Origin of the sequence: Lentibacillus persicus, assembly GCF_900112705.1 — a bacterium.
Classification (GTDB): Bacteria; Bacillota; Bacilli; order Bacillales; family Amphibacillaceae; genus Lentibacillus; species Lentibacillus persicus.
The window spans coordinates 46,938-60,891 of record NZ_FOMR01000011.1 but is presented as its reverse complement, the minus strand read 5'-3'; the positions used below and the strand labels follow the sequence as shown (position 1 = coordinate 60,891).

At 42.5% G+C, this 13,954-nt stretch carries 13 protein-coding genes and 2 riboswitches; of the genes, 1 reads left to right on the top strand and 12 read right to left on the bottom strand.

Features of this window, described 5'->3' with window-relative positions:
* Positions 1-198 precede the first annotated feature (198 nt).
* The gene (locus BMZ22_RS13790; protein ID WP_090086630.1) at positions 199-504 is read right to left on the bottom strand and encodes a monooxygenase; all 306 of its coding nucleotides are present in this window, start codon (positions 502-504) and stop codon (positions 199-201) included.
* A gap of 182 nt (positions 505-686) precedes the next feature.
* On the opposite strand from BMZ22_RS13790, the gene BMZ22_RS13785 reads away from it, so the two are divergent.
* Entirely contained in the window at positions 687-1,850 is a 1,164-nt protein-coding gene (locus BMZ22_RS13785; RefSeq protein WP_090086628.1) for an MFS transporter, read from the top strand.
* 101 nt (positions 1,851-1,951) lie between these two features.
* Here BMZ22_RS13785 and BMZ22_RS13780 read toward each other — a convergent pair whose 3' ends face one another.
* The 11 genes from BMZ22_RS13780 to BMZ22_RS13735 form a co-directional block, all read right to left on the bottom strand.
* Complete coding sequence (locus BMZ22_RS13780) at positions 1,952-2,431, bottom strand: CBO0543 family protein (protein WP_090086626.1); 480 nt, start codon at positions 2,429-2,431, stop codon at positions 1,952-1,954.
* 59 nt (positions 2,432-2,490) lie between these two features.
* On the bottom strand, positions 2,491-3,015 hold the full coding sequence (locus tag BMZ22_RS17480; RefSeq protein WP_090086624.1) for a CBO0543 family protein: 525 nt from the start codon (positions 3,013-3,015) through the stop codon (positions 2,491-2,493).
* Between the two features lie 189 nt (positions 3,016-3,204).
* Positions 3,205-4,539, bottom strand: coding sequence for an NCS2 family permease (locus tag BMZ22_RS13770; RefSeq protein ID WP_090086622.1), 1,335 nt, complete (start codon positions 4,537-4,539; stop codon positions 3,205-3,207).
* 162 nt (positions 4,540-4,701) lie between these two features.
* A riboswitch (purine riboswitch) is annotated at positions 4,702-4,803 on the bottom strand.
* Between the two features lie 71 nt (positions 4,804-4,874).
* The gene (gene guaA / locus BMZ22_RS13765) at positions 4,875-6,410 is read right to left on the bottom strand and encodes a glutamine-hydrolyzing GMP synthase (RefSeq protein WP_090086620.1); all 1,536 of its coding nucleotides are present in this window, start codon (positions 6,408-6,410) and stop codon (positions 4,875-4,877) included.
* A 322-nt stretch (positions 6,411-6,732) separates the two neighbouring features.
* A riboswitch (purine riboswitch) is annotated at positions 6,733-6,834 on the bottom strand.
* Positions 6,835-6,886: 52 nt separating this feature from the next.
* Entirely contained in the window at positions 6,887-9,082 is a 2,196-nt protein-coding gene (locus tag BMZ22_RS13760; RefSeq protein WP_090086618.1) for a transglutaminase domain-containing protein, read from the bottom strand.
* Positions 9,079-10,347 carry a DUF58 domain-containing protein gene (locus tag BMZ22_RS13755; RefSeq protein ID WP_090086616.1) on the bottom strand — a complete coding sequence of 423 codons (1,269 nt, stop codon included), beginning with the start codon at positions 10,345-10,347 and terminating at the stop codon, positions 9,079-9,081. The genes BMZ22_RS13760 and BMZ22_RS13755 overlap by 4 nt, the downstream gene beginning before the upstream one ends.
* Positions 10,344-11,306: an AAA family ATPase gene (locus tag BMZ22_RS13750; RefSeq protein ID WP_090086614.1), complete on the bottom strand. Its 963-nt coding sequence runs from the start codon at positions 11,304-11,306 to the stop codon at positions 10,344-10,346. The genes BMZ22_RS13755 and BMZ22_RS13750 overlap by 4 nt, the downstream gene beginning before the upstream one ends.
* Before the next feature lie 202 nt (positions 11,307-11,508).
* Entirely contained in the window at positions 11,509-11,973 is a 465-nt protein-coding gene (locus BMZ22_RS13745; protein WP_090086611.1) for a general stress protein, read from the bottom strand.
* Between the two features lie 67 nt (positions 11,974-12,040).
* Entirely contained in the window at positions 12,041-12,271 is a 231-nt protein-coding gene (locus BMZ22_RS13740) for a KGG domain-containing protein (RefSeq protein ID WP_090086609.1), read from the bottom strand.
* A 166-nt stretch (positions 12,272-12,437) separates the two neighbouring features.
* Positions 12,438-12,608 (bottom strand): hypothetical protein, encoded by a 171-nt coding sequence (locus BMZ22_RS16990; RefSeq protein ID WP_177183449.1) that lies wholly within the window; start codon positions 12,606-12,608, stop codon positions 12,438-12,440.
* A gap of 32 nt (positions 12,609-12,640) precedes the next feature.
* The gene (locus BMZ22_RS13735) at positions 12,641-13,882 is read right to left on the bottom strand and encodes a hypothetical protein (RefSeq protein ID WP_090086607.1); all 1,242 of its coding nucleotides are present in this window, start codon (positions 13,880-13,882) and stop codon (positions 12,641-12,643) included.
* Positions 13,883-13,954 lie beyond the last annotated feature (72 nt).

The window sequence follows — 13,954 nt, the reverse complement described above, 5'->3', positions numbered from 1 at the left end:
GGGGAAACTTCAGGGGCAGGTCCGTTCGCTCAAATTGTTACAGTTTCGGCTCAAACTCAACGAGATTCGGCTTAAGTTGTCACAAAATCGGCTCAAGTTTACAGTTTTTTCGCTGAAGTTCACAATTAAATGTGACTGACCATACCAGCTGCCATAAAACGCAGCTGGCACATCTTGTTCTCGCCCCGAGCTTTTAAGTTATTTAATTGGACCATTATTAATTTGAGTTAACGTTTCATTCACTTCAAATATTTTCCCGTTAACCGGCTCTATACCAAACTGCTTTAACCGTTCAGTGTGCATCGTTAAATAATTTTGTGCTGATTCTTTTGACTGAAACAGATAAATACCGCCCGCTTCCTTCGCTTCACTATCTTCAGTCCAAATCTTCCATATAAAGCCTTCCTCTTCATTAATGCTTTTTGCCAGATCAGAAAATTCCTCTGCCATCTCTTGACCAAAAGGGCCATCCAATTCAAAATCCACTTGTAAGATATATGCCATGTTGACACGTCCTTTCTGAAACTTTTCGTCATCTACATACCTGGCATAGATTGCTGTCATCATATCACAAAAGTGGTATAAGCACTCATCATACGCATGGCTTGTTTACATTGCCAAAGTGGCGTATACTGCTGTAGGCAACACTTTCCGGAATCGCCAAGAACCATAGAGGAGCGAGCAACATGTCAAACGAACCGTCACTTACACCATTAAAAATGCTGTTATTCAGCTTTCATGCTACAAATACGATTATTCTCAGTTTTTTGCCGCTTTATTTGGAATACAAAGGATTAAATGGAACTGAAATCGGCTGGGTTCTCGCCGTGGGACCATTGGCAGCCATTATTGCCCAGCCATTCTGGGGATACATGAGTGACAAATATAAAACCGTCAAGTACATTCTATTAATCTGTATTATCGGCCTTCTCATCAGCAGTATCTTATTTTTCCAGATGAACAGTCTTGTCGCTATCTTGCTGGCGGGGTTTGTCTTTTACTTTTTTACATCACCAATCGGCGGGCTTGGTGACAGTCTCGGTCAGCGCCGTGCTGATGCGTTGAATATTTCGTTCGGAACGATCCGGACGTGGGGATCGATTGGTTTTGCGATTTCGTCACTCGTCATCGGCCAATTTTTAAGCGCCGCCGGTATTCAATATATGATTTGGCCTTACTTGCTTTTCGGGATAATGGCGCTTATTGTCACCTTCAAGCTCACTGATGTAAAAGTTGCGAATGAACCGGTCCAGCTTAAAGATGTTAACAAGCTTATCCGGAATAAACCTTTTCTGCTTTTTTTGTTTTTCATCATGTTTATCACAATGACCCACCGGACAAGCGATAGTTTTATCGGTCTGTATATCAAACAGCTTGGTGGAAATGAGGGACTCGTAGGAATCGCATGGTTTGTCGGTGTTGCAAGTGAGGCACTTATTTTTGCATTTGCCGGCCGCTGGTTCCGCAATTATCACACCTTAATTTTTGTCATTTTTGCCGGTATTGTTTACAGTGTACGCTGGTTTTTATATGCTGCGGCCAACGACCCGCTGTTTATCATTGCCCTGCAATTTTTACACGGACTCACCTTTGGCATTTTTTATCTGGCAGCCCTTGATTACGTCACACGCTTGATTCCAAAGCTCCTTCAATCAACCGGACATCTGTTATTTTACGCTGTATTTTTTGGTATATCAGGTATTATCGGGTCCCTGCTTGGCGGAGCGCTTATTGAAACGTATGGCGGCGGTACCCTGTATGCAGTACTAGGTGTTTCTTCAGCTATCGGCACGCTGTTGTTAATCATTTACCATACGATGAACATGAGAACGCGAAGGCGCGGAATATAAAAAGTGCTGGTTGGTAGGTATTAAAGCCTTCCTTAAGGAAGATTCAACTTAGCCATTCTACCGCCGTCCACCATATACACCTGTCCTGTGATAATCCAGTCTCATTTGCCGCGAGAAACGGCACAAGCGCCGGCCTTGTTAATTAATTGCATTAGAATACGAATAAAAATAAAAAATAAAAAGAGACTGATAAACGTATACATCCATGTCCATGTATGATACTCAATCAAATCGGTATATTTTTCTAAAGGCACTTCGATCATCGTTAAAAGCGAAGAATAAATTAAACTTTGAATCAACATGCCGGGTAACTTGGATTGATATGTAGTGTAATAGAAATAAATATTCGCAGCAGGTAACATAAGGTATTCAAAAAGGATGCTCGATTCAAAATGTTTATCCAAAACTTTTTCAGGGTAATGCAGCATATTTTCTTCCACAACAATCGTACCAAGAATGATCGAAAAATAAGAGGTTAATAAATAAACTAAAATCCATTCTTTAAAAGGCAGCTTTCTTAAGCTAAACCATAATAAGACAATGCCGATAAAAAATGCGATCCACCATAAAATGATTTCCATATATACACCCCGACACAATTGCATATTTGATCACACTTGAAATTCCCATCACGCTGGTATTATTTCATTTTGTCCAATGGAAAATCGAATGGAATTGTAAGCAAAATTAAAATTCCTAATGTTATCAGCCATGCCAACAAGGGATTCCTGTAATGGATTGGAAATATAATAAACATGGCAATAACAAATGGCACCGAATAACACATACTCCAACCATTATGATGAGAAATTAAACCAATGTGCAAATTAATGTGTTCGACTGCAAGATAGATTATTACCCAAAGCATGAAATGAAATAGCCTTACGTTCCACTTGGTCGTCCCGAAGAATTTTTTCAGATAAATCAAAATGGTTACTGGATAACTAACAAACATTATTAATAACGACAACGTTGTATGATTAAAGAATTGCACTCGAAATACATTTTCATTAAAATCCCAAAACGGATGATTATACGTTATAAAATTATATAGGAGATCATTTACAATAAAAAAAAGTATAGTTGGATAATATTTTTCCCAATTTCGCCAGTCACCCCATCGCCAGCCAGCCAATAAAATTAATAAGTTATAGATGATATGCATGGCCAATCATTCCTCATCAAATTTACAAACTGTATATATTATTTACATTTAAATTAAATATATTCTCTTATATATTTCTGAAACAATGTGCTCCCCAAAGTGAAACAAGTTCAAAAACCAGCTAACCATTGGATAATGATTAGCTGGTTTAAGTTTAGTTACACCCGAAAACATACGGTTATTTCATTGTTAGCTCAAGAAAATAAAGTACAGTATAAATATGACAAACAGAAGGTACATGATCGGATTGACTTCTTTAATGCGCCCCTTTAAAATCATCGTAATCGGGTAGAAAATGAAACCTAGGGCGATACCGGTTGCAATACTGTATGCGAGCGGCATTGTGATAACCGTCAAAAATGCGGGTACAGCAATTTCAAACTGATCCCAGTCAATATCTTTCAACGAAGCCGCCATCATGACCCCTACGATAATTAACGCAGGCGCCGTCACTTCTGCAGTAACAACGCTTAACAGCGGGGAGAAGAACAAGGCCAAAATGAAAAATCCTGCCGTCACAACCGAAGCAAATCCGGTACGTCCACCCGCGCCAACGCCTGCCGTTGATTCGATATATGACGTTGTTGTTGAGGTACCGATTGCCGCTCCCGCCACTGTAGCAGCTGAATCCGCGAACAACGCTTTTCCGGCCCGCGGCAATTTATTATCTTTCATCAGACCAGCTTGGTTAGCCACGGCCACAAGTGTTCCTGCCGTATCAAAGAAGTCAACGAATAGAAATGTCAAAATAACGACGAGCATCTCAATGGTAAAAATATCACCAAAATGGATGAATGCCTGACCGAATGTTGGCGCCACACTTGGCACCTCGCCTACGATTCCGCCAATACCTGACGGCGGTTCAATCAACCCCGTGACCATACCGGCAATGGCTGTAATGATCATGCCGTAAAAAATGCCGCCTTTAATATTCAGGCTCAGTAAAATAACGGAGACAAAAATGCCAAAAATGGCCAATAGCACAGTCGGTGACGTTAAATTACCCAAAGCGACTAACGTTGCATCGTCCCCTACAATAATGCCGGCATTCTGAAAACCGATAAAAGCAATGTAGACACCAATCCCGGCACCTACTGCCATTTTCAGATTCCCCGGAATAGCGTCAATCACTTTCTGTCGCAAGCCGGTCAATGTTAATACAATAAAAATAAGTCCTGAAGCTAAAACACCGGCCAGTGCAGTTTCCCAAGGAATACCAAATCCGAGTATCACGGTATAGGAGAAAAATGCGTTCAAACCCATCCCGGGTGCAAGCGCAATCGGATATTTAGCAAAAACCCCCATAATTAATGTCCCGACAGCAGCAGCAATTGCAGTAGCCGTAAACACTGCCCCCTGATCAATACGCGTGACACCTTCAGGCAGTTCCTCGACACCGACTAATGCAAGTGTTGACGGGTTCACAAATAAGATATAAGCCATCGCCAAAAACGTTGTCATTCCCGCCATGAATTCCTGTCTGTAATTCGTGCCTAATTCCTGAAAGCGAAAATAATTTTTCATTATGTCTCCTCCAAACCTTTTCAAGCTTTTCTTTAAATGTTGTTCTTTCTGGACGCCGCTTCAAAAGCTTTTTTCCTCAAAATAAAAAATACTCCTGCCAGGGGCAAGAGTATTGTAAAAACAAGCAAGAAAAAGCAATCAGAAGAGGTATAAAACACTCAACTTCATGGCTCGATCCTGCGTAGTCAGACCATTTACGGTGGTCCGGTAGAAACTCTTGGGCCATATTCCCCAAATTATACGCATTTATTTAATTATAGTGTCACTGTACTACAAAAATTCGACATCGTCAACGAAAAAACGAACATTATTTATGTTTTTATACATATCATTCGTTATTCCCACTCGATTGTTGCCGGCGGTTTGCTCGTCACATCATACACGACACGGTTAATATGCTCGACATCATTTACAAGGCGCGTTGATATTTTTTCCAAAACATCCCACGGAATGCGCGCCCAGTCTGATGTCATGCCATCAATGGATGTCACTGCTCTGATGCCAATTGTGTAATCGTATGTGCGTGCATCTCCCATGACGCCGACGCTGCGAATGTCAGGAAGAACCGTGAAGTATTGCCAGATGTCCCGCTCCAGCCCGGCAGCTGCAATTTCTTCGCGTAAAATCGCATCCGATTCACGAACAATTTTAAGTTTCTCTTCAGTTACTTCACCAAGAACCCGGATAGCAAGTCCCGGACCCGGAAACGGCTGCCGCCATACAATATTTTCCCGCAATCCAAGCTGCAGCCCAAGCTCTCTCACTTCATCTTTAAACAATGTGTTCAGCGGTTCAATCAAGTCAAATTGCATATCCTCCGGCAGTCCGCCGACATTATGATGTGACTTAATCGTCTGGGCCGTTTCGGTTCCGCTTTCGATGACGTCGGTGTAAAGCGTTCCCTGTGCCAAAAAATCGATATCTTTTATTTTATCTGCTTCATCATCAAAAACATAAATGAATTCGTTGCCGATAATCTTCCGTTTCTGTTCGGGATCATCGACACCTTTTAATTTTGACAAAAACCGGTCAGCTGCGTCGATTTTTATAAAATTCATGTCAAAATCATCCTGAAAAGTTGCCGTCACTTCCTCTGCTTCATTTTTCCTGAGCAGACCGTGATCAACAAATATACATGTCAACTGCTTACCGATAGCTTTATGAATGAGTGCAGCGACAACGGATGAATCAACACCGCCGCTTAACGCGCAAAGCACTTTCCGGTCCCCGACCTGCTGACGGATATTAGCAACTTCCATCTCGATGAAATTCTCAATCGTCCAATCGCCTTCACAGCCACACACATCGTAAACAAAGTTTCTCAGCACTCTATGGCCATATTCTGAGTGACGGACTTCAGGATGAAATTGGACACCATACAACCCGCGGTTCGCATCACTCATAGCAGCAATCGGTGTTGAAGGACTCGTGGCATCTGTTGTGAAATTTTCAGGCGGCTGGATCACTTTATCTCCATGGCTCATCCAGACGGTCTGGCTTTCAGGCGTACCTGCAAACACATCGCTTATCTGGTTCAAATTTATTTCCGCTTTGCCATATTCACGATTAGTCGTGCCTGAGACTTCCCCGCCATAATGAAGCGCCATCAGCTGCATGCCATAACAAATCCCGAGAACAGGTACTCCTAACTCAAAAATAGCCGGGTCACAGCGAAAACTCGTCGCATCATAGACGCTGTGCGGACCACCCGAGAGAATAATACCTTTTGGGTTCATTTCCTTTACCTTTTCGACGGTTATCCTGTGTGAGTGCAGTTCACTGTAAACACCATGTTCTCTGATACGACGTGTAATCAGTTGGTTATACTGGCTGCCAAAATCAAGCACTAAAATCATTTCGCTCTGCTCCATTAGTTCACGCTCCTCTTTTACGTATTACGTTTAATTCATGTGGGCATCTCGCTCTAGTTCGATGGTCTCCTGCACGCGTTTATGAATACCACGCTCAAGTACGGGCATTTTTCGCTCAAGTCTGCTGCATTCTCGCTCAAGTTTAGGTAATTCCCGCTCAAGATCTGCACATTTCCGCTCAAGTTCAGGGGATGCTCACTCGAGTCCATCTCTTTCCTGCTCAAACTCAACCCGTCGCTCCCACCTGTAAAAAAACCTGGACCCTGCCCGTACACAGACAAAAGCTGTACGAAGGCAGAAATCCAGGTTATACGTCACAAAACCTATTGAAATCCGCCTTCATAGTCAGAGTGTTTTCGGCACTCCGGTAGAAACTCTCAATCCATATTATCGAGGATATATGAATGGCGTTCTCATCATTTAATTTACCACATTTAGAGTCGATCACTTTATTCTACAAAGCAATACAACTGCGGTCAAGCCATGATTTTCTTTATTAAATTTTTCCACGATTCGTTCACTTGGTTGATATCCATGGTGTTCGTTTCATTGTTATACAACATGCGTTCATAATAATTTGTCAGGTGATTCATTGTATAGGTATCATAGTGGAAGTCCACTTGTTTCGCATATTCCCGCAAAGTCTGACCCGGTGCTTTGCCAAATTCTTTCTGCTTCAACAGTGACAGGAGCCAATGATAAGCTTCCTGAAAAGTTTTCGCATCTTGCCTCCGCTGCAGCTTGCGGGATATATAAGCTGTACGCCAGCGGAACCTCGTCCGGTAAATAAGCCACACCAGTAAGCCAGCCGCCAAAGCACCTATTAACACATACCACCAATTTATTTCAAAACTTCCTGAATTCCCGTCATTTTGGGCTGCCGCTGCTTCATTTTCTTCCTCTTCCGGAACTTCTTCCTGCTGACCCTGTGCTGCGTCATCTTCTTCAGGTTCAAGTGCACCTTCCTCATCAGTTTCATCCATATTCATATGGAAATCTGTCAGATTCGAAAAGCCTTGCGTTGGTTCGAACGGGACCCAGCCCTCGCCTGGAAAATACACTTCCACCCAGGAATGGGCGTTGGCGTTCGTCACTTCATAAATATCGTAATCATCCGGTGTATCACCGCTTTGGATAACTTCTCCGCTAGTGAACCCCTTGGCCCAGCGTGCCGGGATATCCAGTGAACGCAGCATAACGACCATCGAAGTCGAGTAATTATCACAATAGCCTGCTTGTGATTCAAACAAAAACTGATCAACATAATCCTGTTCTTCTTCAGGTACAGGGACATTGCTAATCTGGTACGTAAATCCGTTTCTGCCAAAATACGATTCTATCGAACGCGCCTTATCGTAGCGGTTTTCTTCATCTTCCGTAATGTCTTCCGCCAGTTCAGAAACGCGTTCGGGCAGTGTTTCAGGCAGCTGAGTATAGTGGTCCTTCAGCTCTTGCGGATCGTCTCCAGGTTTAACCTCACGCAGCTCATCAATTGCAAATGACGGTTTATTATAATGAATGGTATACTGATCAAGCCGCATGCTGTTCCCATTACGCTGCGTTTGAATTTCGCCATATTCCGGGTCGAGCTGCAAATCAACACGTTCACTTTGGTCAACTTCAACACGGTCAATCCCATAAGGGTAAACAAGCTTTTCCATTTGACTATTTTCCTGAAAATCAAGCATGGTCTCCAGTTCTTCCGTTTCAACGTCATTAGCAAATGTACTTAACGTGATATTGCCATCGTACTGCGGCTCAAACTGTGGATCCCTCGATTTTTCCCAGCCTTTTCCGGTATAGACATCTTTTGTTTCAACACGCCAATAATGCTCATCTTTGGCAGCTGCTTGAAAAACAGGCGTATAATCCTGCACGAACGAACCGCCCAATTGACTGTCATTTTCGCCATACCCGACCTTTTGAATGCCTCCGCCGTTTCCGGGACCGCCGGCATTCTCGGCAGCGCTTTGGATGAACGGGACCGGGTCAGGCCACTGCGGCTCCAATTTAGGTGCGGCGTAACCAATCAACGTTGAAAATAACACAACAGAGACAAGTGGTATCGCCCACATAGGCGCTCTTTTTGCCCACGAAAAATGGATAGCTTCCTTACCAATCTCTTTGGAAAAGTTCGACAGACCTAAGGCAGCAAATGAAACGATAAACGTCCGGACAATGGCCGCATTTGCTTCATAGGGTGTAAATGTATCAAGCAAGCTTAAATAAATGAAGGTCAGAAGCGAAAAAATAAAGACGCGCTTCATCACAATAAACCAGTAATACAATAAGTAACTCAGCATCCAAATCAGAACTAAAAACAGCATGCTTCGGAACAACGGTGTCAGTGCATACCATTGCTGCGAAAATAAAGCATTAATATTAAAACCAACTTCGGCCATAAACTGTGTCAGCCATGTTACACTTAAGATTGCCGGCGCCATATACAGGCTGTCAATTATAAAAAGGAGGCCCAGCCCTTTCAAAGGGATTGAAAGCCACCATTTAATACCCAGCAATGAAATAAAGAAGCAATAAATGGTATATAAAATAAACACCGTCATGTTTGTGACTTCACCTATCTGATTGACCGGATAAAGCCACTCCATAAATAATATAAAGGCACAAATATATAAAAGTGAGGTGTGAAAAATTGGTGTTTTAGTATTCATACAATGTTCACCTCAATTAGTTTACGGGCCAATTCGTCCTCAGACAGCACATTGACAACCGTACCCTCACCCCGCAACTGCCGAATCATAGCCTGTTCGTCTCGTGATATTAGTTCGCGTGCCTGAATAAAAATAACAACCAATTGTTTCGTCCGCAGCTTGACCTGTTTAACTGTCCTCGGAAATTCATGATCCATCTGTGTTGTTATAAGCAGCATATTGGCGCCTGTACCGATTTTCATGATTTCTTCGCGCAATTTAACCGAAAAAGGAACCTCACCGCCCGGCTGTATTCGAGTTAAATGCCTTCTGATCCAATCTTTCTTGGCAGGGTCATGATCGAGTGGAAAATAAATGGTCTCCCTCCCGATTGACAAAAAGCTTGCCTGCGAAGTCTGTCGTTGAATCGATTCTAAAAGTGACATTGTCAATTCAACACTGCTTTCAAACGCCAGTTCATTAATTCTTTCATTATAACAGGCATCCAGCACTACTAATGTATCCGTGCTTTTTTCCTGTTCAAATTCCTTCGTGATGACCGTATTTTTCTTTGCAGTCTGCTTCCAGTCTATCCAGGAAAATTTATCGCCTGGTGTATATTCCCGTATCCCGGAAGCAACATTTGTGTTTTTTAAATTCATGGCCCTTGAAGAGGCGGCTCCTTGATCATAGCTGTTAATCCGCTCTGAAATCGAAACTGGACGCTCGTTAGGAAACGCTGCAATCTGATCTTCCACTTGAAAAATATGTTCTTTGGCCACTATCCCGAATACGTCCCCGGTCCGCATCCGGACTGCCCGCAGTTGATGTTCGCCTCTCGGGATGCCCTCTATTTCGTACGGTATTTCAATCATTCGGCGAAATCCCGGGAAGGTAATCTTTTTAACACGACGGGTTGTATGCATTCTTTCAGGCCGGCCCAAATAACGGTACCTTTCATCGGGGTGATCAGTTCGTTGTAATGTATCAGGCAATATTTCTTCAATAACACAATAATATAACGGGAATGGAAAGGTGCGTTTGATTCGAAGGGTTACCTGTACGCGGTCACCCGATCGCACAACATAGCGGGAGAGCGTACGGCTCACATGCCACTTTTTGACCGGGTAAAGCAACAGGCCGATATGATATAAAAAAATTGGCAGTGAACCATAAAAAAGAAACCAGCTGACAAAGCCGCCCTGAAACATCGCAAATGAAAATAACAGCAGCAGCATAAATACGACAAAGCTCAGTTTACCAATGAATCGAATGGTGCCGTTCATGAATTAAATTCCCTTCGAATTGGGATATGTGTCAGTTGGATGATATTTTCAATGACTGAATCAGGTGTCAGACCATCATATTTAGCCTCAGCATTTAAAATAAGCCGGTGTGCCAACACGTATGGCGCTAAATATTTAACGTCATCCGGCAACACATAATCACGGCCCTGGACATAGGCATAGGCTTTTGCTGTTTTCATCAATGCGATTGAACCACGTGGACTGACACCTAAATAGACCGCACTATCTTCTCTTGTGGCAGTTACTAGATTAATAATATAACGCTGGACGCTCCAATCGATATAAACATCTTTGATTGCTTCCTGAACCGCTATTAACTCCTCACGGTCCATTACTGCCGATATGCTGTCTATTGGATGGCTTTTGGATGTCCGCTCAAGCATATTCATTTCCTGTTCAGCTGTCGGATACCCCATTTTCATTTTTAAAATAAATCGATCAAGTTGAGCTTCCGGCAGCGGGTATGTTCCTTCATATTCAATCGGATTTTGTGTTGCCATAACAAAGAAAGGCTTTTTCAGGGGAATCGTATTGCCATCAACCGTGACATTATTCTCCTCCATGCCTTCAAGCAATGCTGATTGTGTTTTTGGGGAAGTCCGGTTAATTTCATCCGCCAGTACAATATTGCCGAGAATCGGACCTGAGCGAAACTCGAATTCCATCTCTTTGGGATTATAAATCGATACTCCCGTTACATCCGCCGGGAGTAAATCGGGGGTGAATTGTATTCTTCTAAAATCACAGTCTAATGATTTAGCCAGTGTCCGGACGAGCATCGTTTTACCGACACCCGGCACATCTTCAAGCAGAACATGCCCTTGAGCCAGCAATGCTACAAGACTGAGCATCGCTTCTTCCTCTTTGCCAATCATGACTTTATTTATATTATCCAGAACTCTTTTAATCTTTTCATTATTTATGGCAGTATCCTGCATATCCAGTCTGCTCCTCCCAATGAACTATTCATTTTTAACTATACTAGAAATAGTGTGTGAAGTAAAAACATCCTTAATGTTTTTATAACCTATTCTTATCAATTATACCCGGCTCCCAAACGTTTATACAATACAAAAAAGGAAGGAGAGAAAATCCCCTTCCTTCTTGACTTAATATTAATCTTCTGTTACTTTCTAGATATTAGGAGTTTCTATTACTCTTTGATTGGCGGGACCTTCTTTCCCCACCTTTTTGACCAATTTCCTCATAGAATTCCTGGTCATGTTCGCGGGATGTTGTTTCCCCGCCTTTTTGACCGATCTCTTCATAGAATTCCTGGTCATGATTGCGGGATGTTGTGTTTCCGCCTTTTTGACCAATTTCTTCATAGAATTCCTGGTCATGTTCGCGGGATGTTGTGTTTCCGCCTTTTTGGCCAATCTCTTCATAGAATTCCTGATCATGTTCGCGGGATGTTGTGTTTCCGCCTTTTTGGCCAATCTCTTCATAGAATTCCTGATCATGGTTGCGGGACGTTGTTTTCCCGCCTTTTTGACCGATCTCTTCATAAAATTCCTGATCGTGGTTGCGAGCTGTTGTGTTTCCGCCCTTTTGACCTGCTTCTTCACGACTCATTCTGTTATTCTTCTCATTGTTCTTAGCCATCTTTAATCGCTCCTTTCAATTCAATTTCTACTTAACCATTCCAAATCTATCGAGTGTTTTAAACATGTTATTTGGAATTGTTGTTGTTATTTTGTCGGGCACGTTCATTGCCGCCCTTTTGGCCAATCTCTTCATAGAATTCCTGGTCATGATTGCGGGATGTTGTTTTCCCGCCTTTTTGGCCAATCTCTTCATAAAATTCCTGATCGTGGTTGCGAGCTGTTGTGTTGCCGCCTTTTTGTCCTGCTTCTTCCAGAGACATTTTGTTGTTGTTTTTATTATTGTTCTTCTTAGCCATCTTTAACATCTCCTTTCAGAGTTCTTTTCTTTCGGCCTGCAGTAGACTAATTTCACTTCTAAGCTCTTTTTAAACTCCCGATTCTATTTCCAGCTAATAGAAAAACCCCTTTATAATTGGCTTGGATGAAACCATCCTGCAGGTGGGATACCACGGTATTTAATTTTTAAACATCCTTATCCCTGGTTTCCTCAAACTTTTCGTGCAATTTCCGAAACACCCTGTCAATCGCTTCATCCTTTTTGTGCTTGGGCTCGTCCTCCAGATCAAATTCCAAACGGTCTTGTCCTGTCAGATTGAAGAACGTCTGCTTATCCGGTCTCTCCTTTTTCGCCATGCCTTCCCGCCTCCCTTCGCTAATAGCGCTATTTAATCATATGCATTGATTTCAGCATCGATATAATGTTTTCGTTTCATCCAAATGAAACCATCTCCTTTCGTTATGACTGCTACATCAATAGGAGGGCCGACAGATTCGGTAACCCTGCTCAGACGCCGCTTGAAAGACGTAAGATTGATAAGGGCTTCAGCCATTTCGGCCAGTTCCTCTTTGGGCAAAGACCGTACAATCCCCAATAAAGGTTCTATATAGTTGGCCTGCTGATATTCAGATACGGCTGTCTGAATCGAATCATATATGTCTTTACCCAATTCTTTTTGGGCATTAACTTGCTCATCTGTTAAATCAATATTAAGATAGCGTTTCATTTGCTGCGGATAATCATCCAGCACCTCTCTGACAATACTAAAAATAGTATCCGCTATAGCCGGCTCAATTCCATACATAAAAGAATCCACCATTTCACGCTGGCCAAACGGTAATACAGCAGCAGTGCCGGCCTTATCATCTGACGTATAACTGATTTCTTTATCGTTTAATTCTTTATACTTTAATTGGCCATTTATAAATCCCTCCAGACGGTAATTCACCAAATGAGGGAAAATCTCTTGCTCTCCATAACCAGTAAAAACGAGCCCTGTACTTCCAAGACTGAAATAATCCGATTTAACCGTTTCAAAGGCAAGTTCACACAACATCTCGTCAAAATCATCAGCCGTTTCATGCAGGATGACCTCTTCCCTTACTTCCCTGATGACCGACATAAATGATTCTCGAAACGACGGAAATTCCAGGTCCAGCCAATCCTGTTGCTGCTTAAAGGTATCAAGCTGATGCTGGACCTTCTTCATCAACAGCTGCGTTGATCGAACCGGTTCTTCGTCCGGAGCCAATTCTTCTTCCGTTTCTCTAACAATCCGTTTTAATAAGTCAGAGAAAGATCGATAAACGATAATCTCTTCAATCTCGGGTTTTCTGAATCTATCATCTTTACGGAGAAAATCCAAAAAATCATCCACATAGTGTGGCAGATAATCGAATGTCCGCTCTCCTAAATAATCCCGGTACGCTTTAATAATCACGCCCCAGGGCACTTCCATAAAGGAGGCGGCGCCGTAAACCATAACACCAACAGAATGGTTTCTGGAAAGCGAAAATAATTTATTAGCTGAATTATATATTTTTCGTACGCCGTCTTTTCCACTTGTGATTGCGCTGTCCGCTGCAAGTGCGAGACCTGACTTATTCAATATAGCTACTTCTGCTGTCATTTCGCTCACATCCTCCTTAGTGGATGTGTATCACATTAAACGCTTAATAAAACAAAAAGACACTACGCGCAA

What these genes read in the sequence shown, in the direction of transcription:
- BMZ22_RS13740 (WP_090086609.1), bottom strand. Translation starts at nt 12,271, where the DNA reads ATGGCTAAGAAGAACAATAATAAAAACAACAACAAAATGTCTCTGGAA.
- BMZ22_RS13790 (WP_090086630.1), bottom strand. Translation starts at nt 504, where the DNA reads ATGGCATATATCTTACAAGTGGATTTTGAATTGGATGGCCCTTTTGGT.
- BMZ22_RS13750 (WP_090086614.1), bottom strand. Translation starts at nt 11,306, where the DNA reads ATGCAGGATACTGCCATAAATAATGAAAAGATTAAAAGAGTTCTGGAT.
- BMZ22_RS16990 (WP_177183449.1), bottom strand. Translation starts at nt 12,608, where the DNA reads ATGGCGAAAAAGGAGAGACCGGATAAGCAGACGTTCTTCAATCTGACA.
- BMZ22_RS13760 (WP_090086618.1), bottom strand. Translation starts at nt 9,082, where the DNA reads ATGAATACTAAAACACCAATTTTTCACACCTCACTTTTATATATTTGT.
- BMZ22_RS13785 (WP_090086628.1), top strand. Translation starts at nt 687, where the DNA reads ATGTCAAACGAACCGTCACTTACACCATTAAAAATGCTGTTATTCAGC.
- BMZ22_RS13735 (WP_090086607.1), bottom strand. Translation starts at nt 13,882, where the DNA reads ATGACAGCAGAAGTAGCTATATTGAATAAGTCAGGTCTCGCACTTGCA.
- BMZ22_RS13745 (WP_090086611.1), bottom strand. Translation starts at nt 11,973, where the DNA reads ATGGCTAAGAACAATGAGAAGAATAACAGAATGAGTCGTGAAGAAGCA.
- BMZ22_RS13780 (WP_090086626.1), bottom strand. Translation starts at nt 2,431, where the DNA reads ATGGAAATCATTTTATGGTGGATCGCATTTTTTATCGGCATTGTCTTA.
- BMZ22_RS17480 (WP_090086624.1), bottom strand. Translation starts at nt 3,015, where the DNA reads ATGCATATCATCTATAACTTATTAATTTTATTGGCTGGCTGGCGATGG.
- BMZ22_RS13770 (WP_090086622.1), bottom strand. Translation starts at nt 4,539, where the DNA reads ATGAAAAATTATTTTCGCTTTCAGGAATTAGGCACGAATTACAGACAG.
- guaA (WP_090086620.1), bottom strand. Translation starts at nt 6,410, where the DNA reads ATGGAGCAGAGCGAAATGATTTTAGTGCTTGATTTTGGCAGCCAGTAT.
- BMZ22_RS13755 (WP_090086616.1), bottom strand. Translation starts at nt 10,347, where the DNA reads ATGAACGGCACCATTCGATTCATTGGTAAACTGAGCTTTGTCGTATTT.